This is a genomic window from Blastomonas sp. CCH1-A6 (genome assembly GCF_001556365.1).
Classification (GTDB): Bacteria; Pseudomonadota; Alphaproteobacteria; order Sphingomonadales; family Sphingomonadaceae; genus Blastomonas; species Blastomonas ursincola.
This window is the reverse complement of record NZ_LSIS01000542.1, coordinates 1-22,756: the sequence shown is the minus strand read 5'-3', so window position 1 is coordinate 22,756 and position 22,756 is coordinate 1. Positions and strand designations below refer to the sequence as shown.

The 22,756-nt window shown below is 64.2% G+C and carries 24 protein-coding genes and 1 tRNA gene; 15 read left to right on the top strand and 10 right to left on the bottom strand.

Annotated features, from left to right (window positions below; all coding sequences use genetic code 11):
- The first annotated feature begins 205 nt into the window (after nucleotides 1-205).
- The 5 genes from rpiB to AX735_RS23470 are packed head-to-tail and all read left to right on the top strand — an operon-like array spanning nucleotide 206 to nucleotide 3,440.
- A complete protein-coding gene (rpiB, locus tag AX735_RS23490) occupies nucleotides 206-652 on the top strand; it encodes a ribose 5-phosphate isomerase B (RefSeq protein ID WP_066285101.1) in 447 nt (148 codons plus the stop codon).
- Between the two features lie 35 nt (nucleotides 653-687).
- On the top strand, nucleotides 688-1,998 hold the full coding sequence (gene glyA, locus AX735_RS23485; RefSeq protein WP_066285099.1) for a serine hydroxymethyltransferase: 1,311 nt from the start codon (nucleotides 688-690) through the stop codon (nucleotides 1,996-1,998).
- A gap of 3 nt (nucleotides 1,999-2,001) precedes the next feature.
- On the top strand, nucleotides 2,002-2,226 hold the full coding sequence (locus AX735_RS23480; RefSeq protein ID WP_066285098.1) for a hypothetical protein: 225 nt from the start codon (nucleotides 2,002-2,004) through the stop codon (nucleotides 2,224-2,226).
- A 16-nt stretch (nucleotides 2,227-2,242) separates the two neighbouring features.
- Complete coding sequence (gene nrdR / locus AX735_RS23475; RefSeq protein WP_060977532.1) at nucleotides 2,243-2,704, top strand: transcriptional regulator NrdR; 462 nt, start codon at nucleotides 2,243-2,245, stop codon at nucleotides 2,702-2,704.
- Nucleotides 2,697-3,440: an RNA methyltransferase gene (locus AX735_RS23470; RefSeq protein WP_420542497.1), complete on the top strand. Its 744-nt coding sequence runs from the start codon at nucleotides 2,697-2,699 to the stop codon at nucleotides 3,438-3,440. The genes nrdR and AX735_RS23470 overlap by 8 nt, the downstream gene beginning before the upstream one ends.
- A gap of 146 nt (nucleotides 3,441-3,586) precedes the next feature.
- Here the strand turns inward: AX735_RS23470 and AX735_RS23465 are convergent, their stop codons facing one another.
- A complete protein-coding gene (locus AX735_RS23465) occupies nucleotides 3,587-4,114 on the bottom strand; it encodes a DUF6456 domain-containing protein (RefSeq protein ID WP_171007839.1) in 528 nt (175 codons plus the stop codon).
- Nucleotides 4,115-4,211: 97 nt separating this feature from the next.
- On the opposite strand from AX735_RS23465, the gene AX735_RS23460 reads away from it, so the two are divergent.
- Both AX735_RS23460 and AX735_RS23455 read left to right on the top strand, forming a co-directional pair.
- Nucleotides 4,212-4,775 (top strand): helix-turn-helix domain-containing protein, encoded by a 564-nt coding sequence (locus AX735_RS23460; protein ID WP_066285090.1) that lies wholly within the window; start codon nucleotides 4,212-4,214, stop codon nucleotides 4,773-4,775.
- Nucleotides 4,776-4,788: 13 nt separating this feature from the next.
- On the top strand, nucleotides 4,789-5,964 hold the full coding sequence (locus AX735_RS23455; protein ID WP_066285088.1) for a glycosyltransferase: 1,176 nt from the start codon (nucleotides 4,789-4,791) through the stop codon (nucleotides 5,962-5,964).
- Here AX735_RS23455 and AX735_RS23450 read toward each other — a convergent pair.
- Nucleotides 5,949-6,296, bottom strand: coding sequence for a PilZ domain-containing protein (locus tag AX735_RS23450; RefSeq protein WP_066285086.1), 348 nt, complete (start codon nucleotides 6,294-6,296; stop codon nucleotides 5,949-5,951). The two genes, AX735_RS23455 and AX735_RS23450, sit on opposite strands and share 16 nt — an antisense overlap.
- A gap of 242 nt (nucleotides 6,297-6,538) precedes the next feature.
- A complete protein-coding gene (locus tag AX735_RS24765) occupies nucleotides 6,539-6,829 on the bottom strand; it encodes a hypothetical protein (RefSeq protein WP_082751290.1) in 291 nt (96 codons plus the stop codon).
- A 524-nt stretch (nucleotides 6,830-7,353) separates the two neighbouring features.
- Here AX735_RS24765 and AX735_RS23445 point away from each other — a divergent pair.
- Nucleotides 7,354-8,343, top strand: coding sequence for an aldo/keto reductase (locus tag AX735_RS23445; RefSeq protein ID WP_082751289.1), 990 nt, complete (start codon nucleotides 7,354-7,356; stop codon nucleotides 8,341-8,343).
- 30 nt (nucleotides 8,344-8,373) lie between these two features.
- Here the strand turns inward: AX735_RS23445 and AX735_RS23440 are convergent.
- A tRNA-Pro gene (locus AX735_RS23440) sits at nucleotides 8,374-8,450 on the bottom strand.
- Between the two features lie 211 nt (nucleotides 8,451-8,661).
- Between AX735_RS23440 and yajC the strand changes: the two genes are divergently transcribed.
- The 4 genes from yajC (at nucleotide 8,662) to AX735_RS23420 (ending at nucleotide 12,136) form a co-directional block, all read left to right on the top strand.
- Nucleotides 8,662-8,988 (top strand): preprotein translocase subunit YajC, encoded by a 327-nt coding sequence (yajC, locus tag AX735_RS23435; RefSeq protein ID WP_060977526.1) that lies wholly within the window; start codon nucleotides 8,662-8,664, stop codon nucleotides 8,986-8,988.
- Between the two features lie 133 nt (nucleotides 8,989-9,121).
- Nucleotides 9,122-10,726: a protein translocase subunit SecD gene (gene secD / locus AX735_RS23430; RefSeq protein WP_066285084.1), complete on the top strand. Its 1,605-nt coding sequence runs from the start codon at nucleotides 9,122-9,124 to the stop codon at nucleotides 10,724-10,726.
- Between the two features lie 15 nt (nucleotides 10,727-10,741).
- Entirely contained in the window at nucleotides 10,742-11,716 is a 975-nt protein-coding gene (gene secF / locus AX735_RS23425) for a protein translocase subunit SecF (protein ID WP_066285083.1), read from the top strand.
- Between the two features lie 27 nt (nucleotides 11,717-11,743).
- Nucleotides 11,744-12,136 carry an Mth938-like domain-containing protein gene (locus AX735_RS23420; protein WP_066285080.1) on the top strand — a complete coding sequence of 131 codons (393 nt, stop codon included), beginning with the start codon at nucleotides 11,744-11,746 and terminating at the stop codon, nucleotides 12,134-12,136.
- A gap of 105 nt (nucleotides 12,137-12,241) precedes the next feature.
- Here the strand turns inward: AX735_RS23420 and AX735_RS23415 are convergent, their stop codons facing one another.
- Nucleotides 12,242-13,192, bottom strand: a complete 951-nt coding sequence (locus tag AX735_RS23415) for a DUF3137 domain-containing protein (RefSeq protein WP_066285076.1) — start codon at nucleotides 13,190-13,192, stop codon at nucleotides 12,242-12,244.
- A 53-nt stretch (nucleotides 13,193-13,245) separates the two neighbouring features.
- Between AX735_RS23415 and AX735_RS23410 the strand changes: the two genes are divergently transcribed.
- Complete coding sequence (locus tag AX735_RS23410) at nucleotides 13,246-13,803, top strand: LemA family protein (protein ID WP_171007840.1); 558 nt, start codon at nucleotides 13,246-13,248, stop codon at nucleotides 13,801-13,803.
- A gap of 66 nt (nucleotides 13,804-13,869) precedes the next feature.
- The gene (locus AX735_RS23405; RefSeq protein ID WP_066285071.1) at nucleotides 13,870-14,682 is read left to right on the top strand and encodes a formate/nitrite transporter family protein; all 813 of its coding nucleotides are present in this window, start codon (nucleotides 13,870-13,872) and stop codon (nucleotides 14,680-14,682) included.
- Nucleotides 14,683-14,692: 10 nt separating this feature from the next.
- Here AX735_RS23405 and AX735_RS23400 read toward each other — a convergent pair whose 3' ends face one another.
- The 3 genes from AX735_RS23400 to AX735_RS24760 form a co-directional block, all read right to left on the bottom strand.
- Complete coding sequence (locus tag AX735_RS23400) at nucleotides 14,693-15,463, bottom strand: sulfite exporter TauE/SafE family protein (RefSeq protein WP_060977519.1); 771 nt, start codon at nucleotides 15,461-15,463, stop codon at nucleotides 14,693-14,695.
- Nucleotides 15,464-15,500: 37 nt separating this feature from the next.
- Entirely contained in the window at nucleotides 15,501-17,990 is a 2,490-nt protein-coding gene (locus AX735_RS23395; protein WP_066285065.1) for a TonB-dependent receptor, read from the bottom strand.
- 141 nt (nucleotides 17,991-18,131) lie between these two features.
- Nucleotides 18,132-18,293 carry a YezD family protein gene (locus AX735_RS24760; protein ID WP_082751288.1) on the bottom strand — a complete coding sequence of 54 codons (162 nt, stop codon included), beginning with the start codon at nucleotides 18,291-18,293 and terminating at the stop codon, nucleotides 18,132-18,134.
- 270 nt (nucleotides 18,294-18,563) lie between these two features.
- On the opposite strand from AX735_RS24760, the gene AX735_RS23390 reads away from it, so the two are divergent.
- Nucleotides 18,564-19,565, top strand: a complete 1,002-nt coding sequence (locus AX735_RS23390) for a sensor histidine kinase (protein ID WP_066285063.1) — start codon at nucleotides 18,564-18,566, stop codon at nucleotides 19,563-19,565.
- 18 nt (nucleotides 19,566-19,583) lie between these two features.
- Here the strand turns inward: AX735_RS23390 and AX735_RS23385 are convergent, their stop codons facing one another.
- Both AX735_RS23385 and AX735_RS23380 read right to left on the bottom strand, forming a co-directional pair.
- Nucleotides 19,584-20,027: an RrF2 family transcriptional regulator gene (locus tag AX735_RS23385; RefSeq protein ID WP_066285059.1), complete on the bottom strand. Its 444-nt coding sequence runs from the start codon at nucleotides 20,025-20,027 to the stop codon at nucleotides 19,584-19,586.
- An 88-nt stretch (nucleotides 20,028-20,115) separates the two neighbouring features.
- Entirely contained in the window at nucleotides 20,116-22,635 is a 2,520-nt protein-coding gene (locus AX735_RS23380; RefSeq protein ID WP_066285054.1) for a penicillin-binding protein 1A, read from the bottom strand.
- Nucleotides 22,636-22,756 lie beyond the last annotated feature (121 nt).

Here is a 22,756-nt window from a genome sequence, read left to right as displayed (position 1 = left end):
CCCTCACCGCTGCGACTAGGCTCCTTCGTCGCCAAGTCTCGCTGCCTCTCCCATCGAGGGAGAGGCGTCTCGTGATCGCAACGTCTCGAGTCACAAAACTGCCACCCACCCACAATCACTGGTGGCATCATGGGCCTCGCTCGCCTAGATAGCGCGCGAGGCGGGATTCGGCCCGCACCCTGGCTTTACTGGATCGCACCGCCCGATGACCGCTACGCCCGTCACCATCGCCCTGGCATCGGACCATGCCGCCGTCGCGCTCAAGGCCGAGCTTGCGCAATGGTTGCGCGAGCAGGGACACGATGTGACCGATCTGGGCCCGGACAGCACCGATAGCGTCGATTATCCCGATTATGGCTTCAAGCTCGCCGCGCATGTCGCCAGCGGCGCGGCAGAATTCGGCGTCGCGCTGTGCGGATCGGGCATCGGCATTTCGATCGCGGTCAACCGCAACCCGGCCTGCCGCTGCGCGCTCGTCTCGGACAACCTGTCGGCGCGGCTTTCGCGTCAGCACAACAACGCCAATGTCATCGCCATGGGCGCACGGCTGATCGGCATCGATGCCGCCAAGGATTGCCTTGCTGCCTTCCTTTCGACCCCGTTCGAGGGCGGCCGCCACGAACGCCGCGTGGCCAAGCTGACCCCCGCCTGATACAACCCCGTTCACCCTCCCCGATGGAGCCTGACATGTCGACCAATACCGCGATCAATGAAATCCGCTCTTCCGGCTTTTTCAGCGAAGGTCTGGCCGTGACTGATCCCGCCGTCGCGGCCGCGATTGCCAAGGAAGTCCGCCGCGAAAAGAAGCAGATCGAGCTGATCGCTTCGGAAAACATCGTGTCGAAAGCGGTGCTCGAGGCGCAGGGTTCGGTCTTCACCAACAAATATGCCGAAGGCTATCCCGGCAAGCGCTATTATCAGGGCTGCGCCCCCTCGGACGAGGTCGAAGCGCTGGCGATCGAGCGCGCATGCAAGCTGTTCGGCGTCGGTTTCGCCAATGTGCAGCCGCATTCGGGCGCGCAGGCGAATGGCGCGGTGCTGCTCGCGCTGATCAAGCCGGGCGAAACGATCCTCGGCATGTCGCTCGATGCGGGCGGTCACCTCACGCACGGCGCACGCGCCGCGATGTCGGGCAAGTGGTTCAACGCGATCCAGTATGGCGTCACCCCCGATACGCACCTGATCGATTATGACGAGGTCCGCCGCCTGGCGCTCGAACACAAGCCCAAGCTGATCTTCGCGGGCGGTTCGGCCTATCCGCGCCATATCGATTTCGCCAAGTTCCGCGAGATCGCCGATGAGGTCGGCGCCTATCTGCATGTCGACATGGCGCATTTCGCAGGTCTCGTCGCAGCGGGCGTCCACCCCTCGCCCTTCCCGCATGCGCACGTCGCGACCACGACCACGCACAAGACGCTGCGTGGCCCGCGCGGCGGCATGATCCTGACCGATGACGAGGCGCTGGCGAAGAAGTTCAACTCCGCCGTGTTCCCCGGCATGCAGGGCGGCCCGCTGATGCACGTGATCGCCGCGAAGGCGGTAGCGTTCGGTGAGGCGCTGACGCCGGAATTCAAGAGCTATTCGCGCGCGGTGATCGATAATGCCAAGGCCCTGGCCAGCCGCCTCAAGGAGCGCGGCGCGGATCTGGTCGCGGGCGGTACCGACACGCACCTGGCGTTGATCGATCTGCGTCCGCTGGGCGTCACCGGCAAGGATGCCGACGAGGCGCTCGAGCGCGCCGGCATAACCTGCAACAAGAACGGCATCCCCTTCGACCCGCTGCCGCCGACCAAGACCAGCGGCATCCGCGTCGGTTCGCCGGCCGGTACCACGCGCGGCTTCGGCGTCGCCGAATTCCGCGAGATCGGCGACATGATCGCCGACGTGCTCGACGGTCTGCGCGCCAAGGGTGAGCATGGCGACCCCGAAGTCGAGGCCGCCGTCCGCCTGCGCGTCGAGGCGCTGTGCGACCGCTTCCCGATCTATCCGGAGCTTTGAGCCATGCAGAACCCTGACGATCCACACAATTCGGGCGATCTGATCGCCGATGCCCGCGAGGAAATCGTGGGCATGGCCAAGCAGGGCATGGTGCACCCTTCAACCAAGCCCGTGCTGACCGCAGGCGCAATCGGTGCCGTTGCAGGCGCGGTGCTGCCGGTCGTCAGCTGGCCGGTCGGCCTGCTCGCGGGTGCAGGCTTCATGCTCTACAAGCGCCTGCGTCCGTGAAGGCTGACGCTCACCGATGAGATGCCCGTTTTGCGCGCACGAAAACAGCCAGGTCAAGGATAGCCGCCCCACCGAAGACGGGGCGGCCATCCGCCGTCGCCGCCAGTGCGAAAGCTGCGGCGCACGCTTCACCACGTTCGAGCGGATCCAGCTGCGCGACATCATGGTGGTGAAGAGCGAGAACCGCCGCGAACCATTTAACCGCGCCAAGATCGAGAAATCGGTCGCGGTCGCCTGCCGCAAGCGCGGGATCGACCAGGAGCGGATCGACCAGCTCGTCTCGGGCATCCAGCGTCAGATCGAGACCTCGGGCGAAAACGAGGTCCATTCGCGCGAGATTGGCGGGATGGTGATGGACGGCCTGCGCATGCTCGACTCGGTCGCCTATATCCGCTTCGCATCGGTCTATCGCGATTTCAGCGAGGCGAAGGATTTCGAGGAATTTGCGAGCACGGTGAAGGATGTTGGCGGTGCCTGAGACGCTGGTTCCTCCTCCCGTCTTCATTCTGGTCCGTCCGCAGCTTGGCGAGAATATCGGCAAGGCGGCGCGGGCGATGCTCAATTTCGGGCTGACCGACATGCGCCTGGTCGCGCCGCGCGATGGCTGGCCCAATCCGTCCGCCGGCCCCGCAGCTTCGGGCGCAGATGTGGTGCTGGAACGCGCCCAGGTGTTCGATACGGTCGCGCAAGCGGTTGCGGACTGCCATCACGTCTATGCAACCACGGTGCGCAAGCGCGGCGTGACCAAGCCGGTCGTCACGCCCGAGACCGCCGCGCGCGCGATGGTCGCCGCGCCAGGGCGCAGCGCGATCCTGTTCGGCCCCGAGCGATCGGGACTGGAAACCGATGATGTCGCGATCGCGCACGACATCCTGACCGTGCCGATCAATCCGGAATTCGGGTCATTGAACCTCGCCCAGGCGGTGATCCTGGTGGCCTATGAATGGTCGAAGACCGGCGGACAGGGCCTCGCCTCGCCGCCCCAGGTCGATCTCGATCCGCCCGCCCCGATGGAAGAGCTTGACGGCATGTTCGATCAGCTGTGCGGCATGCTGGAGGAGAAGAACTATTTCTTCCCCGAAAGCCGCGCTGCCACCAGCCGCCGGACACTGCGCAACCTGATGACCAAGCCGCAATGGAACAGCAACGAGGTCCGCACCTTTCGCGGGGTGTTGACCACACTGGCCAAGGCCCCGCGCAAGCCGGTGAGCTGAACTTAGTGCTGAAACGCCGTCACCCCCGCGAAGGCGGGGGTCCCGCTTCGTCAGCACGGTAGAGCCAGAAGCGGGCTTCCCGCGTTCGCGGGAATGACGATTCTGAGCAACATGCGGCTGAAATCTGGAGATATACTGCGCCCGCCTCACCCGGGCAGCCGGTAGAAATCGGCGAGCCGATCCAGCGCCAGCCTCAGCACCAGGCGGCCCGAGCGTACCGGCCAGCCCAATGCCTTTTCCGCGACCGGCATCGCCTCGCCCGAGCAGATCACCCGCCAGGCAATATCGTTGAGGTCCCGCCCCAGCGCCGCCATCGCCGCATCGAAGCGCTGGCGTGCGGCCGTCTGGCGCTCGGTCGGCTCGAGATGATCGTCGCTGCCCCGGCGTGCGCTTGAACGCGGAGCGGCATCCCAGCGCATGGTGAGCGAGGGCGACAGGTTCGCGCGCTCCCAGTCGCTGCGCAGCTTCTCGCCCGCATCGAATTGCCGCTCGCCGATAAGCCCGCGCGCGAGCAGCCAGCCGAGCGGCGATTCGGCGAGGTTCACCGTGACCGAGCGCGCCGGCCGCCGCGCGCCATCGACCCTGCGCCCGACGGTCTCGCCCTCGATCACCTTTTCCGCAAGCAGCCTGCCAGCTTCTGCCCGCATGCCATGCGGTCCCTGATCTTGCGCCATGATCAACACCCCTGATGGTTCGTGATGGATGAAGGACTTGCCACAGAGGCTGGATTGTAGGAAAGAGATTTATCCATATAGGTTAGGACTTGCTGTCATGATCAACCGCATTCGCGATGTACGCCGCGCCCGCAACCTGACTCTCGAAGAGGTGGCGCAGCGCTGTGACCCGCCGACCACGGCGCAGACCATCGGGCGGCTCGAAACGGGCACGCGCACGTTGTCGCTCGACTGGCTGAACCGCATCGCCGCGGCTCTCGAAGTGGAATCGAGCGCATTGGTCAGCAGCACGGCGGCTGCCGATCTGCCGCTGGCGGCCCTGCTCTCTCCGGACGGCGCACGCGCACCGACGCGCAGCGAGCGGGCGCTGCCGCCCGTGCCGGCGGAAAATCTCGTCGCGGTGCGTGTCATCGGCAGCATCGGCGATTATCGCAGCGGCGACATGGTCTGGCTGCGCCGGGTCGAACAGGCCGAGCTTGCCAGCGCGCTCAACCGCGATGTGCTGGTGCCGCGCCCGGCGGGGCGCTTCGTCTTTGGCCGGCTGATCGCACGCGAAGGCGGGCGGATGCAGATCCTCCCCCCCGGCCCAGGCTCGCGCCAGCAAGTGGTCAGCGATCCACCCTGGCTGGCAGTGGCAGAAACGTTAATCCGCGCACTATAAGGCTGGCGCGGTGATGCGCATCCTGACCCTTGCCACGCTGTTTCCCAATGCAGCGCGCCCCAATTTCGGCATCTTCGTCGAGCGCCAGACCGCAACGCTCGCAGGCCGCGACGATGTCGAAATCACCGTGATCAGCCCGCAAGCCCTTCCCCCCTGGCCGCTCTCCCGCCATCCGCGCTATCGCGCCCTGGCAAAGCTGCCCTTTCGCGAAACCTGGCGCGGGTTGGACGTGTATCGCCCGCACTTCCTGCACCTGCCCGGGCTTGGCAACCATCTTCAGCCAAAGCTGATGGTCCGCGCGATCTGGCCGCTGATCGAGCGACTGCACCTCGCGCAGCCGTTCGACCTGATCGATGCGGAATTCTTCTATCCCGACGGCCCCGCAGCGCGCGAACTCGCGCGGCGGCTGGCCATCCCTTATTCGGTCAAGGCGCGCGGGGCGGATATCCACCATTGGGGCAGCGACCCGAAGACGCGCGAGCAGGTGCTGCATGCCGGGCTGGACGCGGCCGGGTTGCTTGCGGTCTCGGCGGCAATGAAGAGCGACATGGTCGCGCTCGGCATGGCCGCGGAGAAGATCACCGTCCATTATACCGGCTGCGATCAGCGGCGCTTTGCGCCCCGCCCCGATGACGGGCTGCGGGCCGAGCTCGGAATATCAGGCCCGATGCTGATCACCGTTGGCGCACTGATCGCGCGCAAGCGACAGGATCTGGTGATCGAGGCCCTGCCCGCCTTGCCCGGCGCGACGCTGGTGCTGGCGGGTGCCGGCGAACAGGAGAGCAACTATCGCGCCCTGGCGCAGAAGCTGGGTGTGGAAGCGCGCGTGATCTTTGCAGGCGCGCTGCCGCATGACGACTTGCCCCGCTGGCTCGCCGCAGCCGACATCATGGTTCTGCCGTCACGGTCCGAGGGCCTCGCCAATGCCTGGGTCGAGGCACTGGCCTGCGGTACGCCGATCGTCATTAGTGATGCAGGCGGTGCGGGCGAGCTGCTGACCGATCCTGTCGCAGGCCGGATCGTGCAGCCCTCGCCTGAGGCGCTCGCGGCCGCGATCGGGGAACTGCTGGCGCTGGCACCCGACCGCGAACGGGTGCGCGGCGCGGTCGCCAATTTTACGTGGGACCGCAATGCCGATGAGCTGCACCGGCATTTTTCACGGCTGCTGTCGTCTCAGCGGCGCTCCTGACGCTCTCGCAGGGTGCGGATGATCCGATTGCAGATCGTCGGGCTCAGCGCCTCGGCAAAATGGCACCCCATCAGCTTGCCTTCCGCCCATACGATCTCGCCCTCGATCGGGGCCACGCCATCGATGGTGAGCGTCACCGGTGCATGCATGCGCAGCGGGAGGTCGCTTTCGAAGCGACATCCGGTGATCGAGAGGTTGGTCAGCGCAACGGTGCAGTGTCGACGGCCCTGATCGACCAGATCGGCCTCGATATTGACGTTGATGCGGATGGCGAAGCGACGTTCCGCTGCCTGCTCGCCATGCGGGCCCTGCCTGCCTGTCAACGCTGCCATAACGGCCTCCAGCAACCCTAGTTCTTGGCTCGGTGCCGTCCGGGGGGAAAACGGCAGGAGTGCAACCGCCACGCGATATAGCGCACAGAGCCTAATCGACCGTAAACATAGGTGAAGAAAACATGACGACAGCCGGACCCGGCCCGAAGCGCGCCATTGCCAAAAACGCAAAAACGCCCGGCAGCGCGAGGCTGCCGGGCGTCTTTATGGCTTGGCCTTTTCAGGCGAAGTGAGCGTAAAGCTTACTTCTTTTCTTCAGCCGGAGCGGCCGGAGCAGCAGCGTCAGCGGCCGGAGCAGCAGCTTCTGCACCAGCTTCGGCACCAGCAGCGGCACCGGCTTCGGCGCCAGCTTCAGCACCGGCTTCCATGCCAGCTTCCATGCCGGCGTCAGCAGCCGGAGCGGCTTCTTCAGCCGGAGCTTCGGTGGTGGCTTCTTCGGCGGGGGCTTCTTCAGCCTTTTCCGGCGAGCAAGCGGCGAGAGCCAGAACGCCAGCGACGGCGAAGACCGGGCTCAGCTTGAGAATGGACTTCATGGTACTTTTCCCCTTCGTTGCGGAAACAAGAGCCCGCGTTGTATCGACACCCTAGGGACTCTGGCAAGATTTATTTCTTGCACTGGCGCAGGAAGGACACGCCGCATCGGCCCGACCCCTTTCCCCCGCACCCTTGGGAACCGTGCATATAGCCGGTTTGTGAGGGGGCGAAAAGAGGATAAAATACTGACAGCCAAGGTGTCTTTTGTCCCGAAAAAGCCGGGCAGACGAATGTCCAGTGCCGGCTTTGCATGCGCGCTGCAGCCATGGCCCCAGGGGCCAAGACGATGAACGAATACCCCTATTTTTCTGTTACTTAATGAGCCCCATGGCCTTCCAATCGAACCGACATCAGCACGCCGTGCGGGGCGTTGAAGCGCGTGAGCAGCACCCGGTTCGGACAGACAGGCATCAGCGTCGCTCGCCGATGCCCCGACGCCCGAATCAGCGTCTTGACCTGAGCTTGCCGGGTGTGCGAGCGCAGTCGGCACGAACGCTCTTCCTTCCCTTTACAGGAACCACCAGTGACCACACGCACGATCAACAACCGCCCCGTCCATGCGATCGGCCTGGGCTGCATGTCGCTGAGCTGGGGTTATGGCAATCTGCCTCCGCGCGAGACCGCCACCGCGCTGCTTCATCGCGCGCTGGACCTGGGCTATGACCATCTCGACACTGCCAATATCTATGGCCTGGGGCACAACGAGACACTGATCGGCGAGGCGCTGAAAGGGCGGCGGCGGGAATTCTTCCTGGCGACCAAGATGGGCATCGTCATCGAAGGCGAGAAGCGCGGCATCAACTGCCGACCCGAAACGATCCGCCGCTGCATCGATGAGTCGCTCACCCGCCTGCAGACCGATCATGTCGACCTTTATTACATGCACCGCCGCGATCGCGACGTGCCGATCGAGGAATCGGTCGGCGCGATGGCCGACCTGGTCAGGGCGGGCAAGATCGGCAGCATCGGCCTGTCCGAAATGTCGGCCGAAACGCTGCGCCGCGCGGCGAAGGAGCACCCGATCGCGGCGATGCAGACCGAATATTCGCCCTGGACGCGCGAGCCCGAGATTGCCGTGCTGGATGCATGCGCCGAGCTCGGCACGACGTTCGTCGCCTTCTCGCCGGTAGCGCGCGGCGTGCTGGCCAATGGCGTGCAGAACGCGGACGCGCTGACCGACAAGGACCTGCGCCGCGGAATGCCGCGCTTCAATGCCGAGAACTGGCCGAAGAACCGGGCACTGGCGGAAGCGTTCAACGCGATCGCCGCCGAGCTGGAGGTGACACCGGCGCAATTGTCCCTCGCCTGGGTGCTCTCGCGCGGCGACCATATCGTCGCCATCCCCGGCACCGCATCGATCGCGCATATGGAAGAAAACTTCGCGCGGGCAGACTGGACCATCCCCGCCGAAGCCGCAGCGCGCATCGACGAACTGATCAACGAACGCACCGTCAGCGGCCCGCGCTACAGCGACGCGATGCAGCGCACGATCGAAACGGAAATGTTTGGGTAAGTCGTCCGCACCAGCGTTGCGGCGAAGAATTGGTCGGGACGAGAGGATTCGAACCTCCGACCCCCACACCCCCAGTGTGATGCGCTACCAGGCTGCGCTACGTCCCGACCTTGGGCTTCGGCCGCGCCTGCGGCAAAAGCGAAGCGCGCCTATATGGCGATGCGGCGCGCTTGGCAACCCCGTGATGCACAAGTTGGCGCAAGGTGATCGCCAATTGCCTTGCGCGGCCGATGATGATAGGCGCGCGCATCGCTGCGACCGGCTTTTTATCGGCCAATCGCTCCCCTTTTCCTTTCAGACATTCGGATATCACAGCCCATGGACTCGACACTCCTGCTCGCACTGGCCGCCGCAGCCCCCGGCGCTGCACCGGCCTGGACCCAGCTTTTGATGTTCGTACCGTTGCTGGCGATCTTCTATTTTCTGATCATCCGCCCGCAGCAGCGCCAGATGAAGGCGCACAAGGCCAAGATCGATGCAGTCAAGCGCGGCGACCAGGTCATCACCGGCGGCGGTCTGGTCGGCAAGGTGACCAAGGTCGACGACGCCTATGTCGAGATCGATCTGGGTGGCGCCAAGGTCCGCGCGGTCAAGGCGACCTTGAGCGACGTCATCCAGCCGGGCGGCGCGCCTGCCAACGACTGAGCGGCGAGCGGGAACGACCTGCCGCCTTGCCGCCTGTTGCGCGCATGAATATATGGCGCGCACATCCGGCCCGCGCTGAGCGGACCAGGCTCACCGCCGCGTCCGAGCCAGCACTGCCAAGGAAGCAACACGAATGCTAGATTTTCCGCGCTGGAAAACGATCTCGATCAGCCTGATCCTCGCCCTGGGCGTGCTGATGGCGATCCCCAGCCTGCTGCCTGCGGGCGCGGCCAAATATTATCCCTCGTTCCTGCCGCAGGAAAAGATCAACCTGGGGCTCGACCTTCAGGGAGGCAGCCATATCCTGCTGGAGGGCGACCCCAAGGATGTCGCCGCGCAACGCCTGCAGAACATGGAAGAGACCGTTCGCGCCGCGATGCGCAGCGCCAAGCCGCGCATCGGCATCGGCGACATCTCGCGCGAGGGCGGCAAGCTCTCCTTTCTGGTACGCGACGTTTCCCAAGTCGATGCCGCGCGCGAGCTGATCCTTCCGCTGACCAGCGGCGCGGGCCTGACCGGCCAGCGCGACTGGGACATCGAGGTGCGCGATACGAGCCGCATCGTGCTGACCCCGACCGAGGCAGGTCTGACCCAAGCGCTCGACCAGGCGATGGAAACCGCGACCGAAGTCGTGCGCAAGCGCATCGACGAAATGGGCACGCGCGAGCCGACCATCATCCGCCAGGGCGACAACCGTATCGTGGTGCAGGTGCCCGGCCTTGACGATCCCCAGGCGCTGAAAGACCTTCTCGGCCAGACCGCCGAGCTGGAATTCAAGCTGGTCGACCAGGCTGCCAGCCCCGAGGATATTGCCGCGGGCCGCGCGCCGGTGGGCAGCGAGATCGTGCCCTATCCGACCAATCCCGCGGGCGGCACCCCGATCGCGGTGCGCCGGCTGGGCGGCATTCGCGGCGACAAGCTGACCAATGCGCAGGCGAGCTTCGACCCGCAGACCAACGAGCCTGTCGTGTCGATCACCTTCGACCGTGATGGCGGCGCGCGTTTCGCGCGGTTGACCCAGGAGAATGTCAACAAGCCGTTCGCGATCATCCTCGATGGCGAGGTGCTCTCCGCACCCAATATCAACGAGCCCATCCTGGGCGGATCGGCGCAGATCTCGGGCAGTTTCACCACCGAAAGCGCGAACCAGCTCGCGATCGCGCTGCGCTCCGGCGCCCTGCCGGTGGAGCTCAAGGTCGTGGAGGAACGCTCGGTCGGCCCCGATCTGGGTACGGAATCGATCCAGCTCGGCCTGATCGCCGGCGGCATCGGCACGCTTGCGGTGCTCGCGTTCATGATCATCACCTATGGCCGGTTCGGCGTCTATGCCGATATTGCGCTGGTGCTAAACATCCTGCTGATCCTGGGGATCATGGCGCTGATGAACGCCACGCTGACGCTGCCCGGCATCGCCGGTTTCGTGCTGACGATTGGCGCAGCGGTGGACGCCAACGTGCTGATCAACGAACGCATCCGCGAGGAACGCAAGAACGGGCGGCGGATCATCCAGGCGATCGAGGTGGGCTATACCGAAGCCTCGCGCGCGATTTTCGACGCGAATATCACCAATGTCATCGCGGCGGTGCTGCTATTCCTGTTCGGCTCGGGCCCGGTGCGCGGCTTTGCGGTCGTGCTGATGATCGGCATCGTCACCTCGGTCTGGACCGCTGTGTACGTGACGCGGATGTTCGTCGCCCTGTGGCTCAAGCGCGAACGTCCGCGCGAACTGAACATTTAAGGAAGGCTTGAAACCATGAAGCTCCTCAAGCTTGTCCCCGACAACACCAATTTCCGCTTCCTGCGCTGGCGGCACATCGCCATGGGCATCAGCATCTTCTCGATCATCGCCTCGCTGGTGCTGGTCGGGGTGCGCGGCCTCAACCTCGGCGTCGATTTCGTCGGCGGCCAGATGATCCAGGTGACGTTCGACAAGGTGGCCGAGGCCCCGGTGGCCGAGTTGCGCGAGGATATCGAGGCGCTGAACCTCGGCGAATCGACCATCCAGCGCTTCGGCCAGCCCAACCAGGTCTCGGTCCGCATGCGGCTGGACGGCGATAATCCGGATGAGGTCAACGCCGTCACCAAGCGCGTGACCACGATGATCACCAAGGAATATGCGGCGCAAGGCGCGCGGATCGACGGCGTGGATTCGGTCTCGGGCAAGGTGTCCGAAGAGCTGCTGACCACCGGCGTCTATTCGCTGGTCTTCGCGATGATCGCAATCGCGGTGTACATCTGGTTCCGGTTCGAATGGCAGTTCGGCGTCGCGGCGCTGTTCGCGCTGTTCCACGACGTCGCGATCACCTTCGGTTTCTTCGCGCTCACCCAGCTCGAGTTCAACCTGAACATCATCGCCGCGCTGCTCACCATTATCGGCTATTCGCTCAACGACACGATCGTGGTGTTCGACCGCGTGCGCGAGAACCTGCGCAAATACCGCAAGATGGACATGATCTCGCTGCTCGACCTGTCGACCAACGAGACGCTGTCGCGCACGGTGATGACCTCGCTGACCATGCTGATGGCGCTGATGGCGCTGCTGCTCATCGGTCCGGGCGTGATCTTCGGCTTTACCGCCGCGATGACGCTGGGTCTGTTCGTCGGCTGCTATTCGTCGATCTACATGGCCAACCCGATCCTCGTCTGGCTGGGTGTCGGCCCGCACAGCTTCGTGCCGCAGCAGACAGAGGCGGACAAGGCCGAGGCGAAGCTCAAGGAAGGCCTGTGATCGCCGGATTCGCTGGTCGGCTGATCCATGGCTGAGTTCACTCAGGATCCGCGCGCGTCCGGCCCGGTGATTACCGGCTTTACCGCGCGCGGCTTCAAGCTCGACGGCGACAATCTGGGCCAGCGTCGCGTCGACAGCGCGCTGGTGCTGACGCCGGTTTCGGCCATGCCCTGGGACGCACCGGCGGTCGAGGCGCTGGATATCGACGCGATGGGCCAGGTGCTGGCGCTCGACCCGGCGCCCGAGTTCATGCTGCTCGGCACTGGCGGCACCATGACCCACCCTCCCCGCGCCTTCATCCGCGCCATGGAAGAGCGCGGCATCGGTGTCGAGGTGATGGACAGCCGCGCCGCTGCCCGCGCATGGGGCATATTGCGCTCCGAGGAGCGCTGGATCGCCGCTGCGATCATGGGGCTTTAGACTTCTGTTACTTCCTCGTCATTCTCGCGAAAGCGGGAATCCCGCTGTTTTTCTACGCTCATTCGAAATAGCGGGACTCCCGCCTTCACGGGGGTGACGAATGCCTCACGTTGAAGCCCCTTCCCTGCGCCGTTCATTCAGGCTGATGATCATTTCCGCCAGCGCCCGGAACTGTTCGATCGTCCGTCCGAGCAATTCGCGGTCACGATCGGGATTGAGCGAAGCGCTCTCGAACAGATCTTCGCTTTTCACGGTCACCACGACATCGCCCTTGTGGAACAGCGCCTTCAGGCCCTTGCCCTCGAACTTGTCCTCCAACGCGACCAGCCGCTCGCAATAGGCGGGGTGAACAAGATACCGCGCCTCCACCGGGTCGCTGCCATAGACGTCGAACGTGTCCTCGAACCGGGGGTCGACCATCTTCACCCGGTCGAGCTTCATGCCGTTCTTGGTCTGGCTGTCGCCGAACCAGGTCAGCCGCATGCGCTGGCGCTCGACCAGCGTCACGCCATGGAATTCGCGTGCGAAGCGTATCTTGAGAATGACACCGCGGAACACCGTGACGTCGCGCCGATTCTTTCCTGACCCGCGCCGCTCGATGAGATGCGCCTCGTACAGCTGAAAAGGAGTGCCGCCGATCTCGCCCTGCCAGCAATCCTCGCAGGTCTTGCGGGTATAGCCCGGGAGCAGATCATAGGCATAAGCGAGGTTGAACTCGTCTCCGAACGCGGCTTTGGGGCTGTATTCGACGCCAAGGCTGCGCGCGAGCGCGCTGTTGATCTCGCGCTTCAGACTGCTCACCATGTTCTGGCGGATGATGCCCCCCATGGTGAAGCCGATGGCTATGATGGCAAGGCCGACGAAACCGACGGCTTGTCCCCAGAAACCGTCCCATAAGAAGCCCAGCAGGAATGGTGCACCCAGGACAAGGCCCCCCACCATGCGCTTTGCCGCCTTGCGCTTGGCCTCCTCGCGTGCGCTCGTCTGGGCCTGCAGCCACTGGCCAAGTTCGCCCGCCAGCAGCGTATCGACATCGGCTATTGTGATCACCGGCATTCCCCCGCCTCTAGCGCCATGGTAATGCTAGGCCGTATATCAGGGGACTGTCTATGGAATGGATCATACTCGGCATCGTCGTCATCGTCCTGCTGGCGGTGATCCTGATCTACAACCGGCTGGTGTCGCTGCGCGCCAATTGCCGCCAGGGCTGGGCCGATATCGATGCCGGGCTGCGCCAACGGCACGACCTGATCCCCAATCTGGTGAGCACCGTCCAGGGCTATGCCGCGCACGAGAAAAGCGCGCTCGAAGCGGTGATCGCGGCCCGCGGCCGTGCGCTGGCCGCCCATGGCCCGGCCGAGGCGCAGGGCGCGGAAATGGCGCTGGGCGGCGCACTCAAGAACCTGTTCGCGCTGGCAGAGGCCTATCCCGACCTCAAGGCCAATACCAATTTCCAGACGCTGCAGCACGAGTTGGCCGATGTCGAGGACAAGCTCGCCGCCGCCCGCCGCGCATATAATGCCGCGAGCGCCGATTATAATGCGGGCATCGAATCCTTTCCCGCCGTGCTGTTCGCAGGCGCACTCGGCTTCAAGCCGCAGGGTTTCTGGGAACTGGGCAGCGACGAGCGCGCCACGGTCGGCGCAGCGCCCAAGGTCAGCTTCTAGGCCGAAGGCAACGATCCCTCCCCCTGGCGCGTTGAACGACGATACGCGCGTTCACACGGGGGGCATATGGCACGAAACAGCAGGCGCAAGGCGGCGGAGCCCGCGCTCGACGAATTGGCGGACGTTACCACCGCGCTGATCTATCGCGCGATCAGCCGCTCGGGCCGCCATGAACTTGCCCGTCCGTTTTCCGCCCTCTGGTGGTCGGGCGTCGGGGCCGGGCTGGCCATCAGTCTGTCGATCCTGTGCAAGGGCATCTTGACCGCCCTGCTCCCGGATACGGCATGGGCACCGGCGGTCACTAACCTGGGTTATTCGGTTGGCTTTCTCGTCGTGATCATGGGGCGGATGCAGCTGTTCACCGAGAATACGGTGACCCCCATCCTGCCGCTGCTCGCCTATCCGTCGATTTCGCGGCTGAACCAGACGGCGCGGCTCTGGGCCATCGTATTCGCCGCCAACATGACCGGATGCCTGATCGCCGCCATCCTGATGGTGCATGCTGGCATCATTCCGCCGCTCCAGATGTCCGGCGTGCTGAGCGTCTCGCGCCATTATGCCGAGGTCGCGCCGCTCGATCATCTGCTGTGGGGCATGCCCGCCGGGTTCATGATCGCTTCGCTCGTGTGGATGCTGCCGCGGATCGAAAGCGCGGGCGAGGTGCTGATGATCACCATCGTCACCTACATGATCGGATTGGGAGGCTTCTCGCATGTCGTCGCCGGATCGACCGAACTTTTCATCGTGATGCTGATGGGGGAGCTCAGTCCGATCGAGGCCGTGTTCGGCGGCATCCTCCCGGCGCTGGTCGGCAATGTGATCGGCGGTACGGTGATCTTCGCGGCCCTGGCCTATGCACAGGTCCGCGAAGAGATCTGACCGCAACGCATCAGCTGAGCGCCTTCCAGATGCTGTAGACGCTGGTGATGGTGAGCACCGTGCCCACCATGAACAGCAAAAGGCGTGGACGCACATTCTTGGCGAGGATCGCACCAAATGGCGCGGCCACCACGCCGCCTATGAGCAGACCGATGGTGGCCGTGGTAAAGGCCTCGAACCCCATGGTGAGGATGAAGGTGACCGAGATCGACACGGTCAGGAAGAATTCGGACGCGCTGACCGTCCCGATCGTCTTGCGCGGCTCTCCGCCCTGAATGAGAAGGTTGGAGGTCACCACAGGTCCCCATCCGCCGCCACCCGCAGCGTCGAGAAAGCCGCCCGCCGCCCCCAGCGGCGCGACGATGCGCGGGTCCTGGAACTTTGGCGTGGGAAAGCGCCAGGCCCGATAGAGCAGGACGAGCCCGATGCCGGTCAGATAGGCCATGACCAGCGGTCGGGCGACCCCCGCATCGACATTGGCGAGCACATAGGCCCCCAATATCCCGCCGCCCACGCCCGGAAGCACGAGCTTGGCAAACAGCCCCCAATCGATATTGCGGTGCCAGGCATGGCTGAGGCCCGACGCCCCGGTCGTGAAAACCTCGGCAAAATGCACGCCTGCCGAGGCTTGCGCCGGGGGCACGCCGAGCACCGAGACCAGCAGCGTGCTGGAGATCACGCCAAAGGCCATGCCCAAGGCGCCATCGACCATCTGCGCGGCAACGCCGACCAGGATATAGGGCCAGATATCGGCAGGGTTCAGTATTCCAAGGTCCGGCACGTGCGGTCCCTTCTGCTGGAGGAAGCTTCAACCACCCTCAAAACCGCGCCGAGACCGTGAGGCCAGCGGTGCGGGGATCGGGCATCTGAGCGGAAATGAGGCCGGTGTTGCCGGGGGTAACGGCGAGCGATTCAAAATATTCCTCGTCAAAGGCATTGCGGATCCACACGAAGAAATCATAGCGGTCAGTGCGGAAGCCCGCGCGGAAATTGTGCAGCGAATAAGCATCGATATCGGTGTAGATCGACCGCGATGCATTTGACGAGAATTTTGAGCGGAAGTTCGCATCATAGCCTGCATAGGCATTGCCCTCGAGCCCGAACACCGTGGCCGGAACGTTATATTCCGCACCCCAGGAAAAGGCCCATTTGGACACGCCCGGCAGCCACTGGCCCGACACATCGCAATTGGCGGGGCTGAGCGCGCCGGGCGTCGCGGCGGGCCCGGGGACCTGCGTCCCGGTCACCGTGGTGCCGCCCGCGAGCTCGGGCGGGCACGGCGCATCGACGAAGCGCACAAACTTGGCGTCGGTGAAAGCGCCGCTGACATAGGCGGTGAAGCGATCCGAAGGCTGGACGCGGAAATCCGCCTCGACCCCGCGGCTGCGTACCTTGTCGGCATTGGCGAGATAACCGCGCAGCACGTTGCTGCCGCTGATATTGCTGATGACGCTGGCCTGGAAGTCCTGGATGTCGGTCCAGAAGGCCGCCAGGTTGAGCGTCGCCTTGTTGTCCCAGAATTTCGTCTTCAGCCCGATCTCGAAATGATCGACCTTTTCCGGCTTGATCACGGCCACTTCGAGTGCGGCCGACCCATCAGCGCGGCTGGGCACGCCGTTGAGGTTGACCCCGCCGGTCTTGAACGAGCGCGCATAGGTCGCATAGGCGTTCACAGCATCGCTGATCTCGTAGCCCAGATTGAGGTCGTACGAGAGGTTCCAGTCGCTGAAATCGACCTCGAAGAATTGCGAGGCCTGAACCCCGCGCTGCGCGGCGATCCAGGGATCGTTGAAGAACGGGCTGGTCGGCACGTTGCTGACGATCTGGCGGGTGCCGTTCGAGGCATTGCCCGTCACGACCGAATCATACTGGCCGTCCTTCTTGTCGTAATTGATGCGGATGCCCGGAGAGACCGTGAAGGCATCGGTGACCTTCCAGTTCAGTTTGCCGAACGCGGCGAGGCTCACATTGTCGAGCCGGATGTCGTTGTTCGCCACCACGCCGTTGAGCACCGCAGGGTTGTTAGACAACGCGCTGGTCGGGTTGAGCAGCCATGCGCTCGCCGCCGGGCCCTGTTCCTGGATGCCCTGGGTGCGGATTTCCTGGTAGAAGGCAAACGCGCCGACGACGAAGTTCAGCCGCTCCGCCTCATAGTTCAGGCGGAATTCCTGCGTGTACTGCTTCTGCTGGGTGGGGTTGTTGACCTTGAGGAAGATCGGCAGGCCGGTAAAGTCGCGGTCGTTCGCTGGGGTCCAGTCCCAGTAGCGATAGGCACTGACCGAGGTCAGCGCGAACTTGCCGAGCTCCCATTCCACCAGCGCCGACACCCCGCCGTGTTCGTTGCGCGCGCGGATATTGGCATCGAGGTCCGTGACGCGATCGAACGGATCGGTGCTGGGCACAGCATAGCCGGGGAAGCGCGCAATCAGCGCGGCATATTGCCGGTTGGCCGCACGCTGCGTGGTGCCGACGCGGGCATAGATCTGCACGCAGCAGATCGGGTCCTGGATGTTGTAATCGCCCGATAGGGTGACCTTGAAGCTGTCGCTGGGCTGCCAAAGCAGCGCGCCGCGAATGCCGAGATTGTCGAGGCTGTTGACGTTCTGGCCGGTCTTGACGTTGAGGATCGTGCCGCGCCGGTCGGTCGAGGACAGGCTGATCCGCGCCGCAATGGTGTTCGAGATCGGGCCGGAGATCGTCGCCTTGGCCTGCTTGAAATCGTAATTGCCGACGCTCAGTTCGGCGCGCCCCTCGAAGGTGAAGCTGGGCGCGCGGGTGCGGATGTTGATCGCGCCAGCAGTGGTGTTCTTGCCATAGAGCGTGCCCTGTGGTCCGCGCAGCACCTCGACCTGTTCGACATCGACAAAATCCAGCGTCGCCGAGGCGATGCGATTGTAATAGACTTGGTCGATATAGATGCCGACGCCCTGTTCGAACCCGTCGTTGGTGAGGCCGAACGGCGCGCCGATACCGCGGATGTTGATGAACGTGTTGCGCGGGTTGGTCGAATAGAATTGCAACGTCGGCTGGATTTGGGTGAGCCGGTTGATGTTGAACAGGCCCTGCGAGTCCACCTGCGCCGCATCGATGACGGACAGCGCGATCGGCACGTCCTGGATATCCTCGTCGCGGCGGCGGGCGGTCACGATGATCACGTTGTCGCCCTGATCATCGGCAGCATCGGCCTGGATGGCAGAATCGGCCTGCGCGGCCCCGTTCTCGGTTTCGGCTGCCTGCGCCTGGAAAGGGATGGCGAGCGCGAAGGCCAGCGCCGCAAGCGATGCGCGCGCAGGAACGAATTTGGACATTTGGAAAGACCCCCGAATGTGGAAGTGCTTCCGGATGTCCGGTCGGCACGCAGCGTGTTGGGCAACATGGAGAAACGCTCGAAAAATGCCGGTCCGGTCAGCCCGGTCCCGGCAGTCAGAGGGATAGCTTGGCGTGGAAGCTCAGCTGAAGCGCTGGCGCTCGGTCACGTCCATCTGCACCAGCTTGCCATCATGCACGGTCAGCACGATGGCACCGAAGCGCAGTCGGGAAATGGCATCGGAAATGGTCGAGATCGGCAGCGGCGTGCGCAGTGCCGCGTTCTCGGGCTTGGCGGGAGGCATCGGTTTACTCCTCGAAGAAATCTGGTGCGGACCGGCTGCATGCAGCATGGCCCGCAAGAGAAAGGCTATTCTCTACCATTCCAGTTGGCAAGATAGATTTTCTTGCTCCCCCTGGACGGACGACCAACCGCCTCGGGCAAGCGCCAGAGCGAAAAACTGCGCCATTTTTGGGCGAAATCGACCGTGCCATCGGCTTGCACCGCCAAATATTGGCTTTTACAAAGCGGTTTGCGGACGTTTGCATCCGCTTTCCTGCTGACGAGAGTGACGATGAACCGGTTCGTAAAGGCAGGCACGCTGTTTCGTCGTGACTGGCGATTGGGCTATGGCCTCTCGATCGGCACATTTGCTCTGGCACTGTTCAGCCGCTTCCACCTGCAGGGCACGCTCCCGCCAGGATTCCCCTATCTTACCTTTTTCCCCGCCGTGATCGTCACGACCTTTCTGGCCGGATTGTGGCCAGGAATCCTGTGTGCCGTGTTGTGCGGCCTTGCGGCGCTCTATTTCTTCATCCCCCCGGTCAACAGCTTCGCCATGGACGGGGCGAGCTTGATTGCGATCGGCTTCTACATCTTCATCGTGACGGTCGACATTGCGCTGATCCACTTTATGCATCGCGCCGCCGATCGGCTGGAGGCGAAGAAGCGCGTTACCGAAGAGCTGTACGATCAGCAGCGCACGATGTTTCAGGAACTGCAGCACCGCGTCGCCAACAATATGACCTTCGTCTCGGCGCTGCTGCAGCTGCAGAAGCGCAAGGTGGCGACCGATCCGGCCTCGGCCAGCTCGGCGCTCGACGAGGCGCAGAGCCGGATCGAGACGATGTCGCGCATCCACCGGCGCCTGTATGATCCGGCATCGGTCGATTTGCCGGTGGCAGAATATTTCCAGGAAATCTGCACCGACCTGCTGCAGGCGACGGGCGCGCGCAACATCGTGTGCCTGGTCGACATGCCGGCGGTGAAACTGGATATCGCCCGGCTGACGACGCTGTCGCTGCTCGTTACCGAGCTCGTCACCAACAGCCTCAAGCACGCCTTTGCCGACGATGGCGGCACGATCACGCTGAAGCTGGAACAGCTCGATCCGCAGCGGCTGGCACTGACCGTCAGCGACAATGGCCGCGGTGTGCCGCAGGGCGTCGACGTGACGGCGAGCAAGGGTCTGGGTACCCGGATCGTGCAATCGCTCGCCGCGCAGCTGGGCGGAGAGGTCAAGGCGCTGACCGGACTGCGCAAGGGCGCGGCCTGGCAGGTGGTGTTCGCCGCCTGAACCGGCCAGGGCGTGGTCTCAATCGACCATGGCCCCTTCGAATGCAGCCACCGGCGCGATCGGATCGGCAAGCGTGATCTCATCGAGGATCACCGCCGTCTCGTCGCGCACCTTGAGCATCAGCGCGCGCAGCCTACACTCGTCCTCGGCCAGGCAGTTCTTGCACTTTTCATAGGCATAGCGGCTGGCACATGGCACCAGGGCCAGCGATCCGCTGGTGATGCGGACGATATCACCATAGCGGATATCGACCGGCGCCAGGCCCAGCGCATAGCCGCCATCCTTGCCGCGTTGCGAATGCACCAGCCCTGCCCGCGCCATTTCCGACAGGATCACGGTCAGGAATTTCGGCGGAATGTTCTGCGCAGAGGCGATCTCGTCCAGATGCACCAGCCCCTTGCCGTAATGATCGGCAAGGTGCTGCAAGGCACGGATGGTGTAGCGGACTTTCTGGCTGAGCATGGTCCAATGCCCGTTACGCCTCCCAGCCCGATTTTTCAACCCGAACGGTAGAGTGAAACGCCCTGCGCGATGCGTTGCCCCCGGCGCGTCAGTAGATGCCGCCCTGTTGCTGCAGGAATTCGCTGTCGCTGCGCGCCCGTGCTGCAGGACCCGTGCGCTTCTGCACCGCCTTGACCGCTGCGGCCATTTCTTCCGGGCGGATCGAACGGCGCGGTTCGGTTTCGGGCTTGAACGCCTCCCAGATCACTGCTGCCTTGGCCTCGTTGCCCGGCCAGGCGCCATAGACACGGCGGCCCGAACGGCGATCGATGCGCACCATGCGCGTGCCTGGCGGGGCGAGAAACTCGCTGACCGGAAGGCTGGGGAAGATTTCCTTGGCGAACTGCTTGAACACCGGCGCGGCGAGCCTGCCGCCCTGGGCATAGCCGCCCATGCTGCGCGGCTGGTCGAAGCCAAGATAGACGCCGGCCACGACATCGGGCGTGCCACCGACGAACCAGACATTGGTGGGGCCGCTGGTGGTGCCGGTCTTGCCGAACATCGGTCGCTTGAGGTCTGCCAGCGTCACCGCGGTTCCGCGCGTGATCACGCCTTCGAGCATGTGCACGACCTGATAGCTGGTGATCGGATCGAGTATCTGCCGCCCGCGCTGCGCAAAGCGCGGCATCGGCTTGCCATCCCATTTCGCCATGTTGCAGCGTTCGCAGACGCGCGGATCGGAACGGAAGATCACCTTGCCGCGCCGGTCCTGGACATAGTCGATAAGCGTCGGCTTGAGCTCGCGGCCATGGTTGACCAGCATCGAATAGGCGTTGGTGATCTTCATGACGGTGGTATCGCCCGCGCCGAGCGCGATCGAAAGATAGGGCTTGTAATCGCCGATGCCGACAGCCTTGATCGTCTTGACCACATTGGCCATGCCCGCATCGCTCGCGGCGCGCACCGTCATCAGGTTGCGCGACTGTTCGAGACCCCAGCGCATCGTCTGCGGCCCGGCCCCGCGCGATCCGCCGAAATTGCGGAAGCACTTGTTGCCGAGACTCGCCGACTGATAGACGCAGAAGGTGCCGTCGACGATCTGCGTCGCGGGCGTCATCCCGTTGTCGAGCGCGGTCGCGTAGACGAAGGGCTTGATCGTGGAGCCCGGCTGGCGATCGGCCTGGGTGGCGCGATTGAACGGGCTGATCTGCGAATCGAACCCGCCCTGCATCGCATAGACCCGGCCCGAGCGGGGATTCTGCACTACCATGCCGCCCGAAATCTCGGGCACGTTGCGCAGCGCATAGGTGTCGCCCGACATCGGCGCGACCGCAATGATGTCACCCGGCTTCATCGAATCGAACGCGGTGCCGCCGACGCGCTTGCGCGGCATGGTGGCGGTCGAGCGCGGAAGCACGCCCTTGTCGCCATTGGCAAATCCGATTTCGGCGGCGCTGGCCGACTTGTCGATCACCACCGCGACGCGCCAGTTCTCGTAATCGATGTCGATATAGGTCGATGCCAGGCGCGAGGCCCATTGATCGTCCATCTCGATCTTGTTGAGCGGACCGCTCCAGCCGCTGCCGCGATCATAGCGCAGCAAGGCGTCGCGCAGCGCCTCGGTGGTCGCGCGCTGCATCGCGGGGTCGAGCGAGGTGCGCACCCACAGGCCGCCGGCATAGACGCTGTTGGGGCCGTCCTCGCGCTTCTCGCCGAATTTCTCGACGAGCTGGCGGCGCACTTCCTCGACGAAATAGCCGCCGACCTTGTCGAAATTGTCGCCGGTGCGCGGGATGGTGCCAAGCGGTTCGGCCTGCGCGGCGAGCATCTGCGCTCGCGTGATCCAGCCGTTGGACTGCATCGCGCCCAGCGCCCAGTTGCGGCGTTCGAGCGCGCGTTCCATGTGCACTTCGGGCCGGTAATTGGACGGTGCCTTGGGCAGGATGGCGAGATACGCCGCTTCGTGCAGCTTCAGATCGGCGACATCCTTGCCAAAATAGGCCCGCGCCGCCGCCTGCACGCCATAAGCGTTACGGCCGAGATAGATCTCGTTGAGATAAAGTTCGAGGATTTCCTGCTTGGTCAGCACGTCCTCGATGCGATAGGCGAGGATCGCCTCGCGGATCTTGCGGGTGATCGAATATTCGTCGCCCAGCAGCAGGTTCTTGGCAACCTGCTGGGTGATGGTGGAGCCGCCACGCGCGCGCTGTCCCGAACCCAGCTTGGTGACATAATCGAACACTGCCGAGGCGAGCCCCGGATAATCAAGGCCGTTGTGCGAGAAGAAATTCTTGTCTTCGGCAGACAGGAACGCGCGGATCAGCGGCAGCGGATAATCCTTGTACTGCAACTGCACGCGGCGCTCGCGCGCATAGCTGTTGACGATCTCGCCATCGACGCCGCGCACCATGGTGGGAAGGTCCGGTTCGTAATCGACCAGGGTATCCGCCGAAGGCAGATCGCGCGCGAAGATAACCCAGATCAGGAAAACGCCCAGCAGTGCCAGACCCAGCAGATACGCCGCCCAGCGCACCCAGCGCTTCTGCCACGCATCGCGCAGGGCCACCATCGCGCCCTCGCCGTCACGCCGCATGCTATAGGCGGAACCGCCGCTTTCACCCTCGCTCATGCCCGCGCGACTAGCACAGGATTCCTGAACAAGGCCAGAGCGGATTGGCGAGGGTTGCGACAGTTGACATGGACCGCTTGCGCCTAACCCGCCCTTCCCGTCACCCCCGTGCAGGCGGGGG

Excerpts from the sequence above, each read along its gene's own strand:
- yajC (WP_060977526.1), top strand. The coding sequence starts at position 8,662 with ATGGACTCGACACTCCTGCTCGCACTGGCCGCCGCAGCCCCCGGCGCT.
- glyA (WP_066285099.1), top strand. The coding sequence starts at position 688 with ATGTCGACCAATACCGCGATCAATGAAATCCGCTCTTCCGGCTTTTTC.
- AX735_RS23480 (WP_066285098.1), top strand. The coding sequence starts at position 2,002 with ATGCAGAACCCTGACGATCCACACAATTCGGGCGATCTGATCGCCGAT.
- AX735_RS23385 (WP_066285059.1), bottom strand. The coding sequence starts at position 20,027 with ATGCTCAGCCAGAAAGTCCGCTACACCATCCGTGCCTTGCAGCACCTT.
- AX735_RS23460 (WP_066285090.1), top strand. The coding sequence starts at position 4,212 with ATGATCAACCGCATTCGCGATGTACGCCGCGCCCGCAACCTGACTCTC.
- AX735_RS24765 (WP_082751290.1), bottom strand. The coding sequence starts at position 6,829 with ATGAAGTCCATTCTCAAGCTGAGCCCGGTCTTCGCCGTCGCTGGCGTT.
- nrdR (WP_060977532.1), top strand. The coding sequence starts at position 2,243 with ATGAGATGCCCGTTTTGCGCGCACGAAAACAGCCAGGTCAAGGATAGC.
- AX735_RS23415 (WP_066285076.1), bottom strand. The coding sequence starts at position 13,192 with ATGCCGGTGATCACAATAGCCGATGTCGATACGCTGCTGGCGGGCGAA.
- AX735_RS23465 (WP_171007839.1), bottom strand. The coding sequence starts at position 4,114 with ATGGCGCAAGATCAGGGACCGCATGGCATGCGGGCAGAAGCTGGCAGG.
- rpiB (WP_066285101.1), top strand. The coding sequence starts at position 206 with ATGACCGCTACGCCCGTCACCATCGCCCTGGCATCGGACCATGCCGCC.
- AX735_RS24760 (WP_082751288.1), bottom strand. The coding sequence starts at position 18,293 with ATGCCTCCCGCCAAGCCCGAGAACGCGGCACTGCGCACGCCGCTGCCG.
- AX735_RS23380 (WP_066285054.1), bottom strand. The coding sequence starts at position 22,635 with ATGAGCGAGGGTGAAAGCGGCGGTTCCGCCTATAGCATGCGGCGTGAC.
- AX735_RS23420 (WP_066285080.1), top strand. The coding sequence starts at position 11,744 with ATGGCTGAGTTCACTCAGGATCCGCGCGCGTCCGGCCCGGTGATTACC.
- AX735_RS23455 (WP_066285088.1), top strand. The coding sequence starts at position 4,789 with ATGCGCATCCTGACCCTTGCCACGCTGTTTCCCAATGCAGCGCGCCCC.
- secD (WP_066285084.1), top strand. The coding sequence starts at position 9,122 with ATGCTAGATTTTCCGCGCTGGAAAACGATCTCGATCAGCCTGATCCTC.
- AX735_RS23405 (WP_066285071.1), top strand. The coding sequence starts at position 13,870 with ATGGCACGAAACAGCAGGCGCAAGGCGGCGGAGCCCGCGCTCGACGAA.
- AX735_RS23390 (WP_066285063.1), top strand. The coding sequence starts at position 18,564 with ATGAACCGGTTCGTAAAGGCAGGCACGCTGTTTCGTCGTGACTGGCGA.
- AX735_RS23410 (WP_171007840.1), top strand. The coding sequence starts at position 13,246 with ATGGAATGGATCATACTCGGCATCGTCGTCATCGTCCTGCTGGCGGTG.
- AX735_RS23450 (WP_066285086.1), bottom strand. The coding sequence starts at position 6,296 with ATGGCAGCGTTGACAGGCAGGCAGGGCCCGCATGGCGAGCAGGCAGCG.
- secF (WP_066285083.1), top strand. The coding sequence starts at position 10,742 with ATGAAGCTCCTCAAGCTTGTCCCCGACAACACCAATTTCCGCTTCCTG.
- AX735_RS23395 (WP_066285065.1), bottom strand. The coding sequence starts at position 17,990 with ATGTCCAAATTCGTTCCTGCGCGCGCATCGCTTGCGGCGCTGGCCTTC.